The following is a 20,222-nucleotide window of genomic DNA, read 5'->3' on the forward strand; positions in this document are numbered from 1 at the left end:
CAGTCACAAAATTTAAGTAACTAGCGATTGCTACTTATTTTATATCTGCTACGCTAATAAAAGTGATAATAAAGATAGAGCAATCAATATCTAAGCTGTTTTTAAGTGCAAGACAGCATCATATCACTATCCTCAGATAATCCCTACTCCCAGTAGTTTATCGTCGTTTTTGATTGAAGCGTTTTTTATTCATTAATTTTAATCCACATTAATTATCATATCCGATTTAATTCGATTTAAAGAAATACAACATACGCCTACTAGTATGGATTTTTTGTAGCGTCTAGCGCGCATGGGAGCATTAATTAAAAAATAATGCTCGTAGCACGTTGCTATGAATTTATCTATTTTATCTTAAATAATATAACATGGAGCAGTTATGAAAATAGGTATTCCGAAGGAAACAAAGAATAACGAAAACCGCATTGGTCTAACCCCAAACGGCGTCAGTGCTTTGGTCGATGATGGTCATGACGTCATTGTCGAGACTGAGGCCGGTATGGGATCGCAGTTTACGGATGATGACTATAAAGAAGCGGGCGCAACCATTGCGAATAGCGCTGCTGAAGTATGGGACGTAGAGCTGATTATTAAAGTAAAAGAACCACAAGCTGACGAATATCAATACTTAACGGACGACTTAATCTTATTTACCTATTTGCATTTGGCTAATGAACCAGAGCTTGCCAAGGTATTAATTGACAATAAAGTCACGGCAATTGGCTATGAGACAGTACAGCTGGCGGATAACTCGTTGCCGCTATTGACGCCGATGAGTGAGATCGCTGGACGGATGAGTACGCAGATAGGCGCGCAGTTTTTGCAGTCTTTTTATGGCGGTAAAGGCATGCTGCTCGGCGGCGTGCCAGGCGTAAAAAAGGGTAGGGTTACCATTATAGGCGGCGGTGTATCGGGTACTGAAGCGGCAAAAATCGCGGTTGGTCTACATGCTAGCGTCACCATTCTGGATCTTGATCCCAAGCGCCTTAAACAACTATCGGAGATGTTTGGCAATAATGTGCAGACGCTGATATCCAACAAAGTCAATATCGCCGATAGCGTGAGAGACAGTGATTTGGTCATTGGCGCGGTATTAATTCCGGGTGCGGCCACACCGAAGCTGGTCACTGAACAGATGGTTAAAGATATGAATGATGGCGGTGTTATTATCGATATTGCGATTGATCAGGGCGGTTTATTTGAAACCACGGATCGAATCACCACTCATGATAATCCGACTTATACCAAGCATGGCATTATTCATTACGCCGTGGCGAATATTCCTGGGGCAGTACCACGCACCTCAACCATAGCGTTGTCTAACGTTACCTTACCGTATATACAAGCCCTTGCCAAAAAAGGCTTTAAAAAGGCTTGTAATGACAATGCCGCTTTGGCAAAAGGCGTAAATACCACTCAAGGTCATATGACTTATAAAGCAGTTGCAGAGGCGCTGGATTATGAGTATAAGCAGCTTGATTCGTTAGTTAGCTAGCATATTATTAAATACGCCCTAAGTATATGAAAAACCTGCCAGTCAAATGATTGGCAGGTTTTTAGTTTGAGATTCAGTTTTTGATATGTTTCAGAAGAATATCTTTTTAAAAGTTTTCTGAGAAATTCATTAATTCTTCAGCGCGCTCTTTATTTTTAGATGATACACAAAGCGGCAGTGCTGGACTACCAATATACATCCCTTCTAGACCACACTGTTGATCACGATAATCTAGCCAACCGAGCTGTGATTTTTCAAAACTTTCTGCATCAGTGGAATCTCGTCCATTAACTTTAAGAGATTTATAGATTTTATTGTAAGCCTTATTCATCGTACTTTTGTATTTTTGATCGGCATATCCAGTACATTCATAAATTTTAGAATTATTTATAGTCTTATATTTGCTCATACATTCACTATAATAATCTTTAAGTTCAGCATTTGCTGAAGTCACGCTTAAGATGCTAATGAACACAGCAGTAACTATTGTGATACCAGTATTCTTAAAATTCATTTTCAAACCTCAAATCCATTATTAAGATTAAACGAAAGTTTATTATAGCAAATGTTTGCCAATTAATGAGCTTGGGCTTTCTATCATTTATTTAAAATGAAGTAGATATAGTAGATTCATTTTAAAAAAGATACAGTGCTATTGGCTATAAATTTTTTGCAGCCTCTGTCACGCCTGCGAACAGCAAGCAAGAAAAAATTATAGCAATAGCACGTTATTACAATCGTATCGCTTTTATTTTGAACTGACTATAGAGGTAAATCAAAAATGCCATCAGCATAGTAAAACTGATTTTTGAAAATTAAAAAACTGACGACAGCCATAATCGCAATTTCAGTGACCATTTAGGCTGAATACCAGTAAGCCCTTGGGTCATTTCACCATCTTTTAATATCACATAAGAAGGCGTGACTTGTCCTTGCCAATCGTCAAAGATAAGCCCTTCTTGATCATTAATCGTCGTAAAGTTATAGTTATGCTCATTGAGATAACTGTCTAGCTCTTGGTCAGAGCCTGACTTTATGGCGATAGTGACGATAGGATAATTATTTTCTGCTGCCAACGTATTAATAGTCGGCGAGGTGACACGGCATACAGGGCACCAAGTTCCCCAAAAATATACCAGTGTTGGTTTATCCTGACTCAGCGCTGCCAAATCAACGGTCTGCCCTTGATAGTCTGTTAATTGCAACTGCGGATTGGCGGGCGTGACCGGCTGTCGCCACCAGTTGATGGCGGTATAAATCACCATAAATACCAAGCCATATAACAGCACAGTTTTAATGATCGACAATGCTTTTTGCTTAGGTGTCTTGTTAGGTTTTTCTTTTTTGCTTTCAATATCAGTCGTCATAGTGGCTGCTTTTTTGCTCTCAGTGTTTTTTAATAGATAAAAATAAACGGCTGAAGGGTCAGCCGTATTATTCACAAATGCTATTAGGTAGTTTTTAGTACAAGGTTAATGTACGACTTTTAAATGAACCAATTAAGACTTTTGCGCGCGGTCTTGTAATGGATCACCAAGAAGGACACTGCCAGAGTTTTCAAGGCGTTCTTTGTCCGTTAATTTGCTCGCTGAAATTTTGGCTTTTCGTTTCCATTTCAAACTATACAAATCATCACGGCGGTCAAGAAGGTTATGTACCGAGCCTTCGTTGCGCACGTGGATAAGCTTGTCTAAGTTCAAGTCAGAGAAGAATACCATTTCAGTGTTCGCCGTTGTTTCCGCCATAATCGCATCATGTGGGAAGGCAAAATCTGATGGTGAAAAAATAGACGACTGTGCATACTGAATATCTAAACTTTCAACTTGCGGTAAGTTACCTACTGAACCGCAAATCATCACATAGCATTCGTTTTCAATCGCGCGTGCCTGCGCACAGTGGCGTACACGTAAATAGCCGTTTTGGGTATCTGTCCAAAATGGTACGAACAAAATATCCATATCATCGAGTGCCATTAGGCGGGCAAGCTCAGGGAACTCGACGTCATAGCAAACCAAGATGCCAATACGACCGGCATCAGTATCAAATACTTTTACCTCATCACCGCCTTCGATGACCCAAGCGTTACGCTCATGTGGGGTAATATGAATTTTTCGCTGCTCTTCAACCGTACCATCGCGGCGGCAAAGATAGCTGACATTGTACAAGGTATCATCTTCATCGAGCAGAGGCATAGAGCCGCAGATCACGTTGACGTTATAGCTGACGGCCAGATGCGATATCTCGTTTTTGAACCACTCGGTATATCCTGCCAAAAAGCGAATGGCGACGTTTTGATCCGTCGATTCACATAACCCCATCAATGGCGCGTTAAAAAACTCGGGTAGGCAGGCAAAGTCAGAGTTATAATCAGCCATAATATCGACAAAGAACTCAACTTGTTGCAGTAGCTCTTCAGGTGACTCAACCTCACGCATCTGCCACTGAATCCCGCCAATACGTACCTCAGATTTGCGAGTATTAGGCTTATAGTCTTTTGGCTCATAATAAATATTTGCCCACTCAAGTAAGGTCGCAAAGCCTTTAGATTGTTTGTCATCAGGCAAATAAGCAGTCAAAATACGTTTGACGATAAAACCATTTGATAATTGAAAAGACAGCGCAGAGTCGTGAATCTCACGAGCCGCAACGGCCTCAATATATTCGCCCGGTGTGAGGTCTTGATGATTATGATAATTAGGGATACGACCACCGGCCAAAATAGCGCGGAAATTCAGCTGACGGCATAGCTCTTTACGTGCATCATAAAGCCTACGACCTAGGCGATAACCACGATATTCAGGGTCAATGAGTGCATCTAGACCATATATTGCATCGCCTTCAGGATTATCTCTAATAATTTCTTTTTGCCCAATTAAATCATCGTAGGTATGCGGATTAGAAAACTTGGTGTAATCGACGCGCATGGATAGTACGATACCAATCAGCTTATCATGGTCAAACAAAGCGATCTGACCTTCAGGGAACGCATCAATCAAGGTATTGATCGTTGTTTTAGACCATGAACCGCCTAAGTTTACATAGACGCGATCCATCAATGCTTTTAATTGTGGGTAGTCTTTTTTCTTAATCTCAGCAATCGTTAGATGAAAGTCATCTGGTTTTTCTATCTTGCTCATAATGTTCCTGTCTGTTGTTTCAATAACGGGTGTTAATAAATTAATGTTAATAAATAAGGGATCACACGCCGTGGTATTACTCTTTAGGTGAATGCAATCGCTAAAGGCAACCCCAAGGGCACAGTTTTTCATGTAACAATGCCAAGAAATGTCGAGAAAATTATACCAATACTCTTAGAGAATCGTTACAATCATTTATCTCTGTATTTACAATGAGTTATAAAACCTCAATCTCATATCATTAATTTTAATGAGGTGTCTTTGCCAGTTTGCAAGTGGCATTTTCTTACTTTTAAAGTGAATCGACCATACTTTCAGTTCTGACTGCGATGGGTATGATACCAAGCTCATTCGTCAATGACAGTCAAGCGTCGTAAATATTTGCTAGGTTTTTGTGAATCACTATTTTTTATGAGTTTAGTATTTTGTTGACGCAGTAGTTTATTAGCTCAGGCGTAATTTTATTTAGCTTATTTTTTCGGTCATATTTAACAGTGACCTTTTAAGGATTTTAAACGATGCCATCTCACACTACTGCACTTAGCAAATTAGACAAAATAGAAGACGCCGCACTGGTGCAGTTGGTGTATGTCAGCAGCCTGACGATTGGATCACGTTTGAATGCGACGATATTTGACGAGGTAGAAGGTCATGCGCGTGATTACAATGAGCGGCAAGGCATTACAGGAACGTTATGTTACGGCAATGGGCATTTTCTACAATGTATCGAAGGTGAAAAAGAAAAAGTATCGGCCTTAACGCAGAATATTTTTGCTGATAAACGCCACAAAAATGTTCAGGTACTATTACTAAAAGCCATCAAACAGCGTAGCTTCTCTGACTGGCGTATGCGCTTATTGTTTTTGGAGCGTTGGCTATGGTCGCCCGCTACCAAGAAACAAGCCGCGCAGCTGTCACCATTTTTACCGTTTGCGCCTCATGGTTGGACGCCTGAGCGTACTGAGCAGTTTTTGCAAACCATTAAAGCCTTTGATAGTCCACCGCATATCAATGCAGCAGGCATTACTTATAACGCGATGGGCAATATGATGCGTCATATCGCTGCGCCACACCAAGCCTTTTTAATCGTTCAAGGCTTTTTAAGCGTGTTACTGGTGGTGGCGCTGATATTGTTATATTTATAGCGTTATAAATATAATTCATATGGCGAAAATGACCATTTAGATTGTATAAAAGTTATCTTATAAAAGTGACCGAATAAAAAAGACGCTAAACCATTATGTTTAGCGTCATTTTTTATGCCAGCTTGTTCATTACTTTAATAATTAAATGAATACTCACATATCAAAAATTTTCCCACGGTTCATAATATTATTGGGATCAAAGACTTTTTTGACCTCTCTTAAATAATCAATCTCAGTCTCGCTGCGGCTATAATTGAGATACGGTTTTTTGGTCATACCAACGCCATGCTCAGCAGATACTGAGCCACCATATTTTTTTACCGTTTCAAACACATATTTATTAACGATCTGACATTCTGCAAAGAAATCGTCTTTACTCATGTTTTCAGGCTTTAAGATATTCAGATGCAAATTACCATCGCCGATATGACCGAACCAGCAAACTTCAAAGTCAGGGTAGTTGCTGCTGACAATATGATCAATCTCATTGATAAAGTCGGGTACATAGCTGATGAGTACGGATACATCGTTCTTATAAGGTGTAAATACTGAGATGGTTTCAGAGATATATTCGCGTAGCTTCCATAGCTCCTCGGCTTGCGCCAAGCTTTGGCTCATGACCCCATCAACGACCCAGCCTTGCTCCATGCAATCCTCAAATATCGCCATTGCTTTATCCATGATAGGCTCGTATGGCGCTTCAAACTCTAGCAGTGTATAAAACTTGGTACGCGACTCAAACGGCTCTTGTACTTGACCATGTGCCATGAGCTTATCAATCGCCACATCATCAAAAAATTCAAAAGCGGTTAAATCAATTTTCGCTTGAAAGGCTGATAGGACATTCATGACATCGGTAAAGCTGTCCATGCCAAGCACCATAACGTTTAAGTCTTGCGGCTGACGCTCAAGCTTGATTTGAGCATGAGTCACCAACCCCAGCGTACCTTCACTACCGATAAACAATTGACGCAAGTCATAGCCCGTAGCGTTTTTCACCATACCGCGATTGAGGTGCAAGATATCGCCTTTACCAGTGACAACGGTCAGCCCCATGATCCATTGACGGGTCATGCCATAGCGAATAACCTTGATACCACCGGCATTGGTGCCGATATTACCGCCGATTTGACTTGAGCCTGCTGAAGCAAAGTCGACAGGGTAGTAAAGGTCTTTTGATTCAGCAAACTGTTGCAACTGCTGAGTGACCACACCTGCTTCAATCTCAACCATGCGATCGGCAGGATAGAATTTTCCAATATGGTTCATTTTATCCATACTGACGACAATCTCGCCATTAGCGGCGACTGCGCCCGCAGACAAGCCAGTACGACCACCACTTGGCGTCAAGACCACATTGTGCTCATTGGCAAGTAGCACAATCGCTTGTACTTGCTCGGTGGTTTTTGGAAAGACAATAGCCGCAGCAGCAGGCGCGAAATGCTTGGTCCAGTCCTTGCCCCAATGCTCTAAGCTTTCATTGTCAGTTTTGATTTGGCTGGCATCAAATTGATGGCTATCAATCAACGTGTTTAGAATAGTTTGAACAGCGGCTGCATGGGTGTCAGATAGGGTTTGGCTAGATAAAGAGGTCATGGTCAAATCTCGGTATAAACGTAAGCGCTATGCATAAAGGGGATTATTATATAACTAAATGGCTATAACTGAACGTGTGTAGCTGTGTGTATTATTAGTCTGATATAAAAGATGTATATTATTGGAATTTAGCGGATGTAGCAACGAGAGAGCGATATGAGCTTGCATCTATCTATGGCTTCAAAGCATAAAAAGATTGTTGAATCACCTTTGGATAGAATTATTCACTATAGCATAAAAAGTTTTCAGGCTTGATAACCAATAATTCATCTAATCTGCTAACATAGCTGTCGAATTTTGTGTAAGATATCCGGACTGTTTTCGTTTCATCCATCATAGCTTATCCCACTGATGATTTTTATAAGACAATTATAGGACAGTTCTCATATGGCGTTATCACTCCAAAAAGACAAAATCCGGTTTTTATTGCTTGAAGGTCTGCACGACAATGCCTTAAAAATATTGCAAAATGCTGGTTATCAAAACATCGAAAATATCAGCCATGCATTGGATCAAGATGAGCTAATCGAAAAGATTAAAGATGCTCATTTTATCGGCATTCGCTCACGTACCCAGTTGACCCGTGAAGTGCTTGCGCATGCAGAAAAACTGATCGGTATTGGCTGCTTTTGTATCGGTACTAACCAAGTAGACTTGGACGCCGCTCGTGAGTTCGGTATTCCGGTCTTTAACGCTCCTTATTCAAATACCCGTTCGGTCGCTGAATTAGTACTTGCCGAAGCCATCATGCTATATCGCGGTATCCCTGAAAAGAATGCGACCGTTCATCGTGGCGGTTGGGGTAAGTCGGCGACTAACTCACATGAAGTGCGCGGCAAAACCATCGGTATCGTCGGTTACGGCTCTATTGGTTCGCAGTTGTCTGTATTGGCCGAAAGCTTTGGTATGAAAGTCATTTACCATGATGTCTTAACCAAGCTACCATTGGGTAATGCGGTACAAGTTGGCAGCTTAGAAGAGCTACTATCTACCGCTGACATCGTGACCTTGCACGTACCTGATGTAGCAAGCACACGCTATATGATGAAAGCTGAGCAGTTCGCGCAAATGAAAGACGGCAGCTACTTTATCAACGCCGCTCGCGGTACTTGTGTCGAGATTGATGATCTTGCCGACGTGCTTGAGTCTGGTAAAGTGTTAGGCGCAGCGATTGATGTGTTCCCAAAAGAGCCAAAATCTGCTGACGAAGAGTTTGAATCGCCATTACGTAAGTTTGATAATGTCATCTTGACTCCGCATATCGGCGGTTCAACGCAAGAAGCGCAAGCCAATATCGGACTAGAAGTGGCAGAGAAGTTCGTGAGATATTCTGACCAAGGCGATACTGCGACTGCCGTCAACTTCCCAGAAGTTTCTGTACCGTTTAAAGAGGGCTCGCATCGTCTGCTGCATATCCATAAAAACGTCCCAGGCGTACTGTCACAGATTAACCGCTTGTTTGCTGAGGCGCATATTAATATCTTAGCACAAAGCCTGATGACCGAAGGTGATGTCGGCTACCTCGTTATGGATGTAGATTATAACGACTCAACAGCTGCTCTAGACCAACTTAAAGATGTTGAAGAAACGATTCGCGTGCGTATTTTGTTTTAGGCATATCTTTTGTTTGAAGCACATCTATAGCTAATTTGCACTTATCGTCGTTATATGAATGGCAGGCAATTTAATAAATTGTCTGCTATTTTTTTGTCTTAAATAATCGTTAATACAAATATTACTTACCATGAAACTTCATCATATAAGTTAACATTTTCTTTACAATAACGCAGCTATGATAACTTATACTAAACGCCTGTATCGCTAATATGCTTAATATTTAGGTCTTATAATAGCTAGAAGATAAGTATTTTTATCGAATTACTTTATAAGTAAATTTTTATGATTAGTCCTTAGTGTTCTCAAATCAAAAGTGTTCTCAAATTAAACTTAGATAGGGGTTTTTATGAAAGCAAGTATAATTAAAGCGGCTGCGCTTGGTAGCGTATTGGCTATGACGGCGACAGCAAGTTACGCGGCAGGCGATCAAGACAAGTATCAGTTATCTAGCCATATTTTAGATATCAGTACGGGCAAGCCTGCACCGGACGTCAATGTAAGATTGATGATGCAAGAGAAGACTGGTAGCTGGAAACTAGTGAATACGCAAAAGACCGATGCCAATGGTCGTATTGGGACTTTTTTGCCTAATGAAGCTGGCGTACAGCATGATGGTACTTATAAACTGATTTTTGAAACCACGCCATATTTTCAAGATAAAGGTTTAAAGTCGTTTTATCCTTATGTTGAAGTGAACTTCAATATCGAAGGCGACAAGCATTACCATGTGCCAATTACTTTATCAGCCTATGGCTATAGTACTTATCGCGGCAGCTGATCGTATTCGATAAAACGCATTGTAAACGTCAAAAAGAGGGGCTTAATTGAGCGTCTCTTTTTTTATGCTGGGTATCATTATAAGCAGTAAAGGTTTAGGTCACTCTACTTTGCTTTGATCAGTTTTGCCGCGTTAGCAGCCTTTGACCATGATAGTCCTACAAAAGTCCTACTGATTGAGCAAGTTCAAGCTGGTTAATATTGAATGAGCAAAACCATTGGACAATTCAGGATAAGACCATGCAGAACAAGACTATAACAGCAAAATTCAAAACGACAATGCGACAATGGCTTAACTCATGACCACCACATTTTATACGATTGGACATTCGACCCGTAGCCTTGATGAGCTGATTGACATGCTTCAAGCAGCCGATATCGAACTGCTCGTTGATGTGCGCAGCTTTCCCCGTTCTCGCACCAACCCTGATTTTAATATCGATACTTTTCCGCAAGCGCTCAGTCAAGTTGGCATCAGTTATCAGCACTGCGCCGACCTTGGTGGGCGACGTCCAAAACAAAAACAAGTCGATGAACACATTAATAATCTATGGCGCGTGCAAGCTTTTCATAACTATGCGGATTATGCGTTAAGTGATACTTTTCAAGCGGCCCTTGACCAACTCATTCAACTCGGGAAAAAACAGCGCCTTACCCTTATGTGTTCTGAAGCGGTATGGTGGCGTTGTCATCGGCGTATCATTACCGATTATTTACTGCTTAGAGGCAATAGGGTAGAGCATATTATGGGCGTTGGTCGCTTAGATCCTGCCAAGCCAACACTAGGGGCTGAGCTAAATAGTCAAGGCCAGGTGGTTTATCCAGCGGTATAATATAAATAAAAGAGACAAAAAAAAGAGGCGCTAGTGACCTCTTTTTTTACAATTATTATTCAATAAACCTCAACGCCGTTAAGCTTTGGCTTTATTGGCAGCTTCCGCTTGACGGCGAGCTTCGATTTTAGCCGCTTTACGCTTCTCAATCACGTCAATTACATCGCTACCGATATGCGCCTCACCACGTTTTTTCGCCAGCTGCATTTGATGCTCACGCTCACGGAAGCGTGCTTTTTGCTCTTCGGTCGCTTTATCGATACAGTGCGGGCACGATTCGCCTTTGATATAGGCGGGGCTTTGTATCTCATCTTGAGTAATCGGCATACGACAAGCAAAACACTGCTCATAACTGCCTTTTTCTAAGTTGTGATTGACTGACACACGGTTGTCAAAAACGAAGCAATCGCCTTCCCACATAGATTCACTGGCAGGGATTTCTTCTAGATATTTTAAAATACCGCCTTCTAGATGATACACCTCTTCAAAGCCTTGCTCACGCATAAACGCCGTAGACTTTTCACAGCGGATACCACCAGTACAGAACATGGCGACTTTTTTATGTTTAGTCGGATCTAGCTCTTTTGCTACGTATTCTGGGAACTCGCGGAACGTTTCTGTATTTGGATTGACCGCATTTTTGAAAGTACCAATTTGCACTTCATAGTCGTTACGCGTGTCAATGAGGATAACGTCAGGATCTGAGATTAGCGCATTCCAATCGCTTGGTTTGACATAGCGCCCAACCGATTGTAATGGGTCAATATTCTCTACGCCCATGGTGACGATTTCTTTTTTTAGCTTCACTTTAGTGCGATAAAAAGGCTGGGCGTCGGTATAAGATTCTTTAAAAGTAAAGCTGCCAATTGCATCGATACTACGCAGATATTCAAGGACGTGATCAATCCCTTGGCGGGTGCCAGAAATCGTGCCGTTAATGCCTTCGCTTGCGATTAATAAGGTACCTTTGACATCGTTATCAAGCATATTATTTAAAATTGGCTCGCGATACTGCTCAAAGTCGGCAAAGCGCGTAAATTTATATAAAGCGGCAACCACGATGTTATTAGTGACGCTGTCGTATTCAGTCGCATGGGTTGGTGCTTTGACGTTAGTAGTCTGTGAGGTACTCATGTTTTTCTCCTGCTGGCTAGGTCGCAAACCTAGTGCATTGGGTTTAAGGTGTTTGATGGTTTTATAACATTGGCGCAATTGTGGAATTGCAAAATACTGGCGCAGTGTAGCAAATTTTGAAGGGTTTTTATAGATTTGTCGAAATGTTTTATTCAACTTAGATTGAGTAGAGCAACTATAGAACACAAAAAAGCCCAGTAAAAAACTTAGCTTTCTATAAATATTCTAGTGGCTGTATTAATATTCCTTATAAATATGTTCTCTATGGTATTGCAGGTACTTTTCATGTTCAGGTGAAATAATTGATAATTTCATATCTTTGTTAATCGATAAAGCTTCAAGATCGGTTATATTCATTTTATGCGAAATTAGTATATGACCTAGATTATCAAAACTGATGAAACCAGCGTCAAAACATAAATCTAAATTGGGTGATAAAAGTAAACCATTATAAAGACTAAGGCGTTCTATATCTTCAGACTTTGACCATGGTTTAATATGCGATGCTCTTAATAGCTTTTGTTCCTCACAGCCGGTAACAGCACAAGCAGACCAATAATTTATAAGACTTTGTCTGAATTGACCCTGACCAATACGCGATTTTATAATAGAGTCTCTTTCAGTACGGCTAAGATTTAAATAGCCACTAACATCTGTAAGAGCATTTTCTTTTTCCATTTGTGCAGAAAGCATCCAAGTAAATGAGTGAGCATCTAACAAACTAACTTCATTTTCAAGCTCTTCAATTAACATCGTCTTAATAGTATTAATCAATTTTAAATAAACAAAGTAATTTTCCCATGAACAACGTTTATTTGTTTTAAAATCTGCCCCTAATAGGGCAAACGCTTTATCAAAATATGTAGGCGCGATAGGTAGGTATTTCGAAGAGTCTTTAATAAAGTATAGGTAAGCTAAAATAGAATAATTTCTTCCAAAAATTTTAATTATCTCATTAAATGAGTTTTCATCATTCGATGTGTGGTAAAGATTAAATAAGGCAGTTTCAATTTCTTTTACCTTTGCAGAGTCGTTAGCCGCTTCATAAAGTGGTTGATGTGGCCGATTTTTATCGCCATAGCGGTTTTGCCATGGAACTAAATTATTATTTTGAAATTCAATGGCTTCAATAGTGGCCGATATAATTTCACCATTTCCGATATCAGTAATTTTCCATGCTTGAAAAGAAAGCTTATCGCGAGCAGCTCTATATATTTGGTACTTATATCCCTCTTGTTCATCAGTATAGGGATGGGAAGCAAATGACACAAAAGGTACACCTGACTTTTCTTCTACAAATTTCGTAAAAGCTTCGTATTGTTTTTCAAAAAGGTACGGATCTATTGTTGGTGTGGCTGCTGTCATGAGATTCCTTTAATTTATCGTATGAGAAAATGGTGTGGGTTTAGAGGTACTATTTAGTTGAGGTTTGTCCACCCAGTTAATATAGTCAGTTCAAAATAAAAGCGATACGATTGTAATAACGTCCTATTGACTATATTTTTTTCTTGCTTGCTGTTCGCAGGCGTGACAGAGGCTGCAAAAAATTTATAGCCAATAGCACTGTATCTTTTTTAAAGTGAATCTACTATAGATAATAAAAAATCCAGCTCAAAGGCTGGATTTTTCTATTTACTAAGTGTTTTAAAACTTACTTACTCTGAAACCAAGTATCTGCTTTACTACGAGCGCTAGCAATGTCTGAGCTTGATAAGTTCAATGCCAACTGACCAATTTTACCGCGAGCTTTGTTACGGACTTTTTCGTCTAACATGCCATCACGAGCAGCCAAGTCGTACCATTTATAAGCATCAACGAGATTCTTTTGCTTCTCGTCTAACAATGCAAGCGTATAGCTGGCACGGTTATCGCCACGCATTGCCGCTTTTTCTAACCAAACACGGGCTTGTTGTAGGTTTGGTTGGACACCTTCGCCGCGCAAGTACATGATGGCAAGATTCAGTTGAGCAGGGGCAACGCCTTGCTGCGCAGCTTTGGTATACCACTGAACAGCTTGTTGGGTATTTTGAGCAATACCTTCGCCTTTCTGTAGGCGCTTGGCTAAATAGAACTGAGCGTGATCATTACCTTGAGCAGCACGATTGGATAATTCACTGACAGGCATCAGCTCAAAACGTGAGGTATCAAGTGGCACGTTTGATATTAACTCAGCGTTGGCAAAACCTGCACAAGAAAACAATGCAGTGAACAACGCAGCTTTTAATAATTTCATAGCAGCTCCAAAATTAGGCAGTTAATAAGCAAAAAAAGTTGCACCGCTAAAGGAGTTTAGGCGGCGATAACAATTAGGTGAAATCTTGCAATACAAACTTACCTAATTATTAGCAATATATTTAATCGTTGTGTGTGGCAATAGACCTTCATCGAACCGATAAATGGTCATAAATGGGGTGCGATTGACACTATTTTGCTAGCTTAACACCCAAGCTTACGAAACTCAAATACTAATTACATGACTTAATGCTTACTTATACCTCATTGTCCTCAACAAAATCATAGAGTTACCTGAGCGTAAGAATAAGTTAACAATATATTAAGGTTAGAATGGTACTGATGAGCGCTAATATTACCTTTAATAAATAGTACAAAAACTCGAATATCATTCAGGTTTTTGTTTGCTCACCCGATAAATAGCAACATCTGCCAACAGATTGGGCGCTTGGCGTATCAACGCTGTCATCAGCGGTGAATGCCCTTTTTCAGAATCACTGACAGCAAAGCGATTAATAATATGAATATCATGTTGGGCGCAGAGTTTTTCGAAATCCTTAAAGGTACACAAATGGATATTTGGCGTGTTGTACCATTCATACGGCAGTGCCTCTGAAACTGGCATGATACCTTTAAGTCCTAAATGAATACGGTTTTGCCAATGGGCAAAGTTTGGAAAGGTAATAACGGCCTCACGGGCAACCCGTAGCATATCGAGTAATAATATATCAGGAGATTTAACCGCTTGTAGTGCGCGCGCCATGACGACAGTGTCAAAGCTATTATCAGCGAAACGCGCCAAACCATCATTCAAATCTTGCTCGACAATCGATAAACCATTAGCAATCGCCTCATTGATTTTTTCTTCGTCAATCTCAAGCCCGTAGCCCGTTACGCCACGATTTTTTTGCAAGTGAGCGAGCAGCTCGCCATTACCACAGCCTAAGTCCAGCACATGTGAGTGCGGTGCGATCCAGCGCTCAGCCAATTGATGATCCATTCTCATGAGCGCTCTCCTGCTTTTTGATGACTGCTTTGATGGTTTTTTTGACGATTGTTTTCTACTTGGTTATCAGTCATAAATGGTGCGGTCAAAAAACCTCTGACAGCACCCATATAACGCGGAATATCAAATAAGAATGAGTCATGGCCATGTGGCGCATCGATATTAATATAGCTGACCGGCTTGCCAGTAGCCATCAATGCATCGACAATCTCTTGCGAGCGCTCCGGTGCAAAACGCCAATCAGTGGTAAATGACACGATTAGATATTGGCACTGAGTATGAGCAAAGGCTGCTTTAAGCGCGGTAAGTTCTTGGTGATTGTTCTCACTCATGTTGTCGATATCAGTGCTGCCGGCTAAGGTTTCTGCAATCTCATTCTCGCTAGAATCTACTTTTACAGAATCAGAATTAGATGAGGTTAACGGATAATCACGCGTCGGGTCAAAATAGTCTAGAGCTTTGGTCATAAGCAAATAGGTATTGGCATCGAAGTTTTCGCTAAAGCGTTCGCCTTGATAGCGGAGATAGCTTTCGACTTGGAACTCAACATCGTAACCATACATAAACTTGCCCGATTTTAAATCACGGCCGAATTTTGCTTTCATCGCGTCATCGGTTAAATAGGTAATATGCCCAACCATCCGCGCCAAAATAAGCCCGCGACGAGGGTAGGTACCGGCTTGCAGGTAGCGTCCCTCTTTAAAATCAGGATCCGATAAAATCGACTGGCGTGCGACTTCGTTAAAGGCGATGTTTTGTGCGGAGAGCTTTGGTGTACAGGCAATCACCACACAGCGCTTAAGTCGATCAGGATAATCGACTGCCCATTGCATGGCTTGCATACCGCCCATTGAGCCACCGACGATGGCATGCCAAACGTCAATGCCCAAACGGTCTGAGAGCATAGCTTGGGTCTTTACCCAATCTTTAATCGTGACCAGTGGAAAGTCGGGACCATAAGCGCGTCCTTCATCGCCATCGGCTGTACTGTCAGGATTAATGGTTGTTGGACCTGTCGATCCAAAGCAGCTGCCGATATTATTCACACAGACGACAAAAAACCGATTGGTATCAATAGCTTTATTAGGACCAATCATATTGTCCCACCAGCCTGATTTTTTATCATCGGCACTATGAAAACCTGCTGCATGATGACTGCCAGATAAGGCATGACAAATCAGCACCGCGTTTGATTTAGCGCTATTCAGCGTGCCATAAGTTTCGACTATCAGGTCAAACGAGGGCAGGGTACGGTTGCACTCCAAGGTTAATGGCTCAGCGAAATGAAAAGTCTGTGGCGTGACAATGCCAACTGAGCCAACTGGGCCAACTGAGCTAACTGAATCAGCATCGTTAACTGAGCTAACAGAATGTGGTTTTTCTTTGGAGAACTGGTCACTGGTATTATCAGGGCGTGCGTTCAAAGCTACCTCGCAAGACAACAATCATCAATAAAATAAGAAGGGCAATCTATCGACAAATCGTTTTGCCGATATTTTTTAAATGGTTTAAGCTAAAAGCGTTTTATTTACACTATTCTTTTGATAATGTGCTCGCCTATTGTATGGCGATGCGCATATGAGTACAACCTTCGAGCGCAGTCTTTCAAGCTTAGTTTTTATAGTGGCTAAATAACGAATGGAATGCATAGGCTGCAGCTGCGTATCAAATTGTATAAGTGCACTTTTGCGATGCGTTATTAATGGATAAAATGCTACACTAACAGAGCGTTAATTTAACACTGACTTAACAATCTTTTATCTCATATTTTCTTTAATTAACCTAATCATAAAATAGTGCTGCTATGAAACCTGAACTGCCCCCACGTATTGCCGTCTTATTAATCAATCTAGGTACGCCTGACGAACCTACTGCACCTGCAGTACGTCGATATTTGCGTCAGTTTTTATCAGACACGCGAGTGATTGAGATTCCTAAATTATTATGGGCGATTATCCTCAATCTGTTTGTATTACCGAGTCGTCCGAAGCGTGTAGCAGCAGCCTATGCCAGTATTTGGGATGGCGATTCGCCGATGCGTAACATCCTTAATACTCAAGTTGAGATGTTAGATAAACGTTTGGCTGAAAGTGCTGCGCCATTTCGCGTTTCCGTTCATTCTGCAATGAGCTACGGTAATCCTGGTTTGCCTGATGTTATGGACAAGCTGCGTAGCGAAGGGGTCGATCATTTTGTGATGTTACCTGTATTTCCGCAGTATTCAGCGACCTCAACGGGTGCAGTATATGATGCGATTACCAAATGGTCGCTTAAACAGCGTAATTTGCCGAATATCACCATAGTCAAAGACTACTTCGCCCATCCTTTATATATCAAAGCATTAGCGGATAGTATTCGCCGCTTTCAAGCGGTACATGGCAAGCCTGAAAAATTAATGTTTAGTTTCCACGGTATTCCGCAGCCTTATATGGATAAAGGTGATCCTTATCCTAGACGTTGTAAGTGTACCGCTGCGCAAGTCGCTCACGAGCTTGGTCTAAAAGATGATGAATGGATTATTAGCTTCCAATCACGCTTTGGTAAGCAAGAATGGGTCAAGCCTTATACCGATGTCATACTTGATGAGTGGGCGAAGTCAGGCGTGCGCTCCGTCCAAATTCTCAGCCCTGCATTTTCAGCAGACTGTCTTGAGACGTTAGAGGAGCTGGCGATTGAGAACCGTGAGAACTTCATTAATGCTGGCGGGCAAGAATATCATTATATTCCAGCGTTGAACGCAGACGAAGCACACATTGATTTATTAGAAGCCATGAGCGCGCCATTGGTAAAAGGTTGGGCGGGCACATTAGACGGTTGGGCGTAGATGCTATTCTGAGTAAGTCATAAAATATTAAAAAATACCGGACATCATGTTCGGTATTTTTTTGTCTAAATAATTTTTTTACAAGATAATGGCTTTAAAAATCATCATCATTACTCAATTTTGCAGCATCTCTGTCTGCGATATCGACGATATCAGGATAGTCGCTGTCATCTAAATTATCATCGACCAGTAGCTCATCAATGCGTGATTCGTCAATATTTTGGCGATGCATCGGTGTGAGACCTTGAATGGCATCAGTACCGACTTCTGAATTGTCAAACCCTGCGCTATTATCAATGACATCATCATTATCAATAGTATGTAACATAGGGTTGTCTAAATCGACAAGTTGATCATTACTGTCCATATCCGCGCTCTTGTGGCTAGCGATACCGTTCATCTCTTCTGGCAGTGGAGTTTTTGAGTGTTCCATACTATATTCCTTAATTTTTATGCGTGTTAAATTTATTAGAATGTCGTCTTATGGCTATTTTGTACGGTTATCATCATTGCCTCTAGTAGTAAGCTGTCACAGGACGGTAAAAATATGTAAGAGACGCATTTATTTGAGACGGTAATTTACAAGAGGTTATAGTTGTCTCAAAAAAAAGCGATGCAGCCGAAATAATGCCCTACTGATAAAAAAAACGGCTACCGAAGTTGGTAGCCGTTTAAATGTTCTCACGTTATCTATGTAGCTTTTAGCGACTAATTTATTTAGTACCAATTTTACTATTGATAAAGCGCATCAATGAGTCAGGAGCTACTTGCGATGCTGTGTGTAGCATTTTAGCTGGAAAGCCAATAGGATAATGGGTGCGTGAAATCTTACGATTCGGTTTACCGCTTAGCTTGCATAAGGTTTTGGCGACATCATCGACGGTTAAATTGATACCCAAACGATCGATACTTGTGACACTAATGTCTTTTGTCATATCAGATTTTACCCATAATGGCATGACGTCAATTACTTTGATACCCAGCTCAGCGTATTCAATATTTAATCCTTCGGTCAAACCCCGTACAAAAAACTTACTGGCAGAATAAGGAGCAACTTCAGATTGACCATAAATAGCCGAGGCAGATGAGACGTTAATAATTTTACCGTTTTTGGCATCTGCTAAATGAGGGGCTAACTTGTGACAGCCGATAAGAACGCCTTTACAGTTGATATCAATCAATGACAACTGTTTATCCAAATCAGTATTGGGCAACGCGCCACTCACCAAGACGCCCGCATTGTTAATCAATACATCAATGCCCTCAAAATGATCCATCATGTGATCAATGGCAGTATCCCACGCTTCAGGATCAGTAACATCAAGATGACCATGGACGATACGATTGTCTTTCAGGGCTTTTTTAAACGCTTTATCATTAATCGCTTGCTCAAGCTCAATCGTGTCAATATCAAACAGACCGACGCTATGACCTTTTGCGACCAGTCGTTTGGCCGTCGCTAAACCGATACCGCGTGATGCACCTGTAATTAATATATTCATAATGACTCGCTTAGTAGTGATTAATAGTAGTTATTAATAGTGATTAATGATGACTGAATAGAAATGTCGTATTAAATAATGGTTTTAACCATATATTAACTATACATTTATTACCCATAGTAAATCCAACTATTGTTCTTTTATTTAGCTTTTAGTATAACAAATCATACATAAGCTTTTAGCACTAAGGTGAATTGTATCACTGCTGATGCTTTTTATACTTTGCATGGTGCATATAGCTTATATGATAAATCTCTTTCGAAATCAATGGTTTTGAAACGCCACAAATAAACCAATGCAACAGCATAGACGCCCGTCTCTGCGATTTCTTCTACTATTTGTCCAATGCTTTCAGGAATAATAATAGTATTCTCGCCCATATACTCTAGTATTGCTAAGGCCACTACGATGAGATATAAAGAGGCTGGCACGGATTTTAATACCGCCCAAAGATAACGCCATGTATAAGCTAATAAGCCAATAATAGACAGATAAACGACTAAAAGAATAGCGTCTTCCCACCAGTCATAAGAATGATTTAACAATGAAAAATCACTTGAAATAAATAGCTCTGGCAAATAGTTTAACTCACGACGAATCACCGCAAAAAATATCAATACTGATGCCAGCCAAAAATAGTGACTTTGTTTGGTTTGACTCTGTATGACATACTGCGCGCAACGTAATATGCACGCTATCAATATGATGATGCCGGGGATTTCGATAATACCGTCTACAGCCAAAATAAAGGCTCCTAATTTTAAAAATAAAAAAAGTGAGCACAATGGCTCACTTTAAGCTAAAAGATAATATATAAATAAAACAGATTTATTATACTGCTAACTATCATACGCAACTGTTTCTTTAGTTTACGCTGAGAGTGGCAAGTATCTTACGCAGTATTACAACCATTTAATTTAAGGA

At 40.7% G+C, this 20,222-nt stretch carries 18 protein-coding genes; 6 read left to right on the plus strand and 12 right to left on the minus strand.

What is annotated here, in order from left to right; genetic code table 11:
* Positions 1-379: 379 nt before the first annotated feature.
* Positions 380-1,495, plus strand: coding sequence for an alanine dehydrogenase (ald, locus tag DABAL43B_RS02325; protein WP_079690898.1), 1,116 nt, complete (start codon positions 380-382; stop codon positions 1,493-1,495).
* A 106-nt stretch (positions 1,496-1,601) separates the two neighbouring features.
* Here ald and DABAL43B_RS02330 read toward each other — a convergent pair whose 3' ends face one another.
* The 3 genes from DABAL43B_RS02330 to DABAL43B_RS02340 all read right to left on the minus strand — a co-directional run bounded on the left by DABAL43B_RS02330 (position 1,602) and on the right by DABAL43B_RS02340 (position 4,632).
* Positions 1,602-2,009 (minus strand): lysozyme inhibitor LprI family protein, encoded by a 408-nt coding sequence (locus DABAL43B_RS02330; RefSeq protein ID WP_079690899.1) that lies wholly within the window; start codon positions 2,007-2,009, stop codon positions 1,602-1,604.
* Between the two features lie 301 nt (positions 2,010-2,310).
* Positions 2,311-2,862, minus strand: coding sequence for a protein disulfide oxidoreductase (locus DABAL43B_RS02335; RefSeq protein ID WP_079693004.1), 552 nt, complete (start codon positions 2,860-2,862; stop codon positions 2,311-2,313).
* Positions 2,863-2,994: 132 nt separating this feature from the next.
* A complete protein-coding gene (locus tag DABAL43B_RS02340) occupies positions 2,995-4,632 on the minus strand; it encodes a carbon-nitrogen hydrolase family protein (RefSeq protein ID WP_079690900.1) in 1,638 nt (545 codons plus the stop codon).
* A 518-nt stretch (positions 4,633-5,150) separates the two neighbouring features.
* On the opposite strand from DABAL43B_RS02340, the gene DABAL43B_RS02345 reads away from it, so the two are divergent.
* Positions 5,151-5,777 carry a BLUF domain-containing protein gene (locus DABAL43B_RS02345; protein ID WP_079690901.1) on the plus strand — a complete coding sequence of 209 codons (627 nt, stop codon included), beginning with the start codon at positions 5,151-5,153 and terminating at the stop codon, positions 5,775-5,777.
* A gap of 153 nt (positions 5,778-5,930) precedes the next feature.
* Here DABAL43B_RS02345 and DABAL43B_RS02350 read toward each other — a convergent pair whose 3' ends face one another.
* Positions 5,931-7,373 (minus strand): FAD-binding oxidoreductase, encoded by a 1,443-nt coding sequence (locus DABAL43B_RS02350; protein ID WP_079690902.1) that lies wholly within the window; start codon positions 7,371-7,373, stop codon positions 5,931-5,933.
* 387 nt (positions 7,374-7,760) lie between these two features.
* On the opposite strand from DABAL43B_RS02350, the gene serA reads away from it, so the two are divergent.
* From serA to DABAL43B_RS02365, 3 genes are all read left to right on the plus strand, one after another.
* Positions 7,761-8,987 (plus strand): phosphoglycerate dehydrogenase, encoded by a 1,227-nt coding sequence (serA, locus tag DABAL43B_RS02355; protein WP_079690903.1) that lies wholly within the window; start codon positions 7,761-7,763, stop codon positions 8,985-8,987.
* Between the two features lie 349 nt (positions 8,988-9,336).
* On the plus strand, positions 9,337-9,768 hold the full coding sequence (gene uraH / locus DABAL43B_RS02360) for a hydroxyisourate hydrolase (protein WP_197684666.1): 432 nt from the start codon (positions 9,337-9,339) through the stop codon (positions 9,766-9,768).
* A 298-nt stretch (positions 9,769-10,066) separates the two neighbouring features.
* Positions 10,067-10,600: a DUF488 family protein gene (locus DABAL43B_RS02365; protein ID WP_079690904.1), complete on the plus strand. Its 534-nt coding sequence runs from the start codon at positions 10,067-10,069 to the stop codon at positions 10,598-10,600.
* Positions 10,601-10,678: 78 nt separating this feature from the next.
* On the opposite strand, the gene DABAL43B_RS02370 is transcribed toward DABAL43B_RS02365, so the two are convergent.
* The 5 genes from DABAL43B_RS02370 to metX form a co-directional block, all read right to left on the minus strand.
* Positions 10,679-11,734, minus strand: coding sequence for a rhodanese-related sulfurtransferase (locus DABAL43B_RS02370; protein ID WP_145952482.1), 1,056 nt, complete (start codon positions 11,732-11,734; stop codon positions 10,679-10,681).
* Between the two features lie 237 nt (positions 11,735-11,971).
* On the minus strand, positions 11,972-13,099 hold the full coding sequence (locus DABAL43B_RS02375) for an HNH endonuclease (RefSeq protein ID WP_079690905.1): 1,128 nt from the start codon (positions 13,097-13,099) through the stop codon (positions 11,972-11,974).
* 286 nt (positions 13,100-13,385) lie between these two features.
* Positions 13,386-13,967, minus strand: a complete 582-nt coding sequence (locus DABAL43B_RS02380; RefSeq protein WP_079690906.1) for a tetratricopeptide repeat protein — start codon at positions 13,965-13,967, stop codon at positions 13,386-13,388.
* Positions 13,968-14,354: 387 nt separating this feature from the next.
* The gene (metW, locus tag DABAL43B_RS02385; protein WP_079690907.1) at positions 14,355-14,972 is read right to left on the minus strand and encodes a methionine biosynthesis protein MetW; all 618 of its coding nucleotides are present in this window, start codon (positions 14,970-14,972) and stop codon (positions 14,355-14,357) included.
* Positions 14,969-16,279, minus strand: coding sequence for a homoserine O-acetyltransferase MetX (gene metX / locus DABAL43B_RS02390; RefSeq protein ID WP_197684677.1), 1,311 nt, complete (start codon positions 16,277-16,279; stop codon positions 14,969-14,971). Before metX ends, metW begins: the two co-directional genes overlap by 4 nt.
* Positions 16,280-16,776: 497 nt before the next feature.
* On the opposite strand from metX, the gene hemH reads away from it, so the two are divergent.
* A complete protein-coding gene (hemH, locus tag DABAL43B_RS02395; RefSeq protein ID WP_079690909.1) occupies positions 16,777-17,796 on the plus strand; it encodes a ferrochelatase in 1,020 nt (339 codons plus the stop codon).
* Between the two features lie 94 nt (positions 17,797-17,890).
* Here hemH and DABAL43B_RS02400 read toward each other — a convergent pair whose 3' ends face one another.
* The 3 genes from DABAL43B_RS02400 to DABAL43B_RS02410 form a co-directional block, all read right to left on the minus strand.
* Positions 17,891-18,229, minus strand: a complete 339-nt coding sequence (locus DABAL43B_RS02400; protein ID WP_079690910.1) for a hypothetical protein — start codon at positions 18,227-18,229, stop codon at positions 17,891-17,893.
* Between the two features lie 280 nt (positions 18,230-18,509).
* Entirely contained in the window at positions 18,510-19,298 is a 789-nt protein-coding gene (locus DABAL43B_RS02405) for an SDR family NAD(P)-dependent oxidoreductase (protein ID WP_079690911.1), read from the minus strand.
* 215 nt (positions 19,299-19,513) lie between these two features.
* On the minus strand, positions 19,514-20,041 hold the full coding sequence (locus DABAL43B_RS02410) for a hypothetical protein (RefSeq protein ID WP_079690912.1): 528 nt from the start codon (positions 20,039-20,041) through the stop codon (positions 19,514-19,516).
* Between the last annotated feature and the right edge of the window lie 181 nt (positions 20,042-20,222).

This window comes from Psychrobacter sp. DAB_AL43B (assembly GCF_900168255.1).
GTDB lineage: Bacteria > Pseudomonadota > Gammaproteobacteria > Pseudomonadales > Moraxellaceae > Psychrobacter.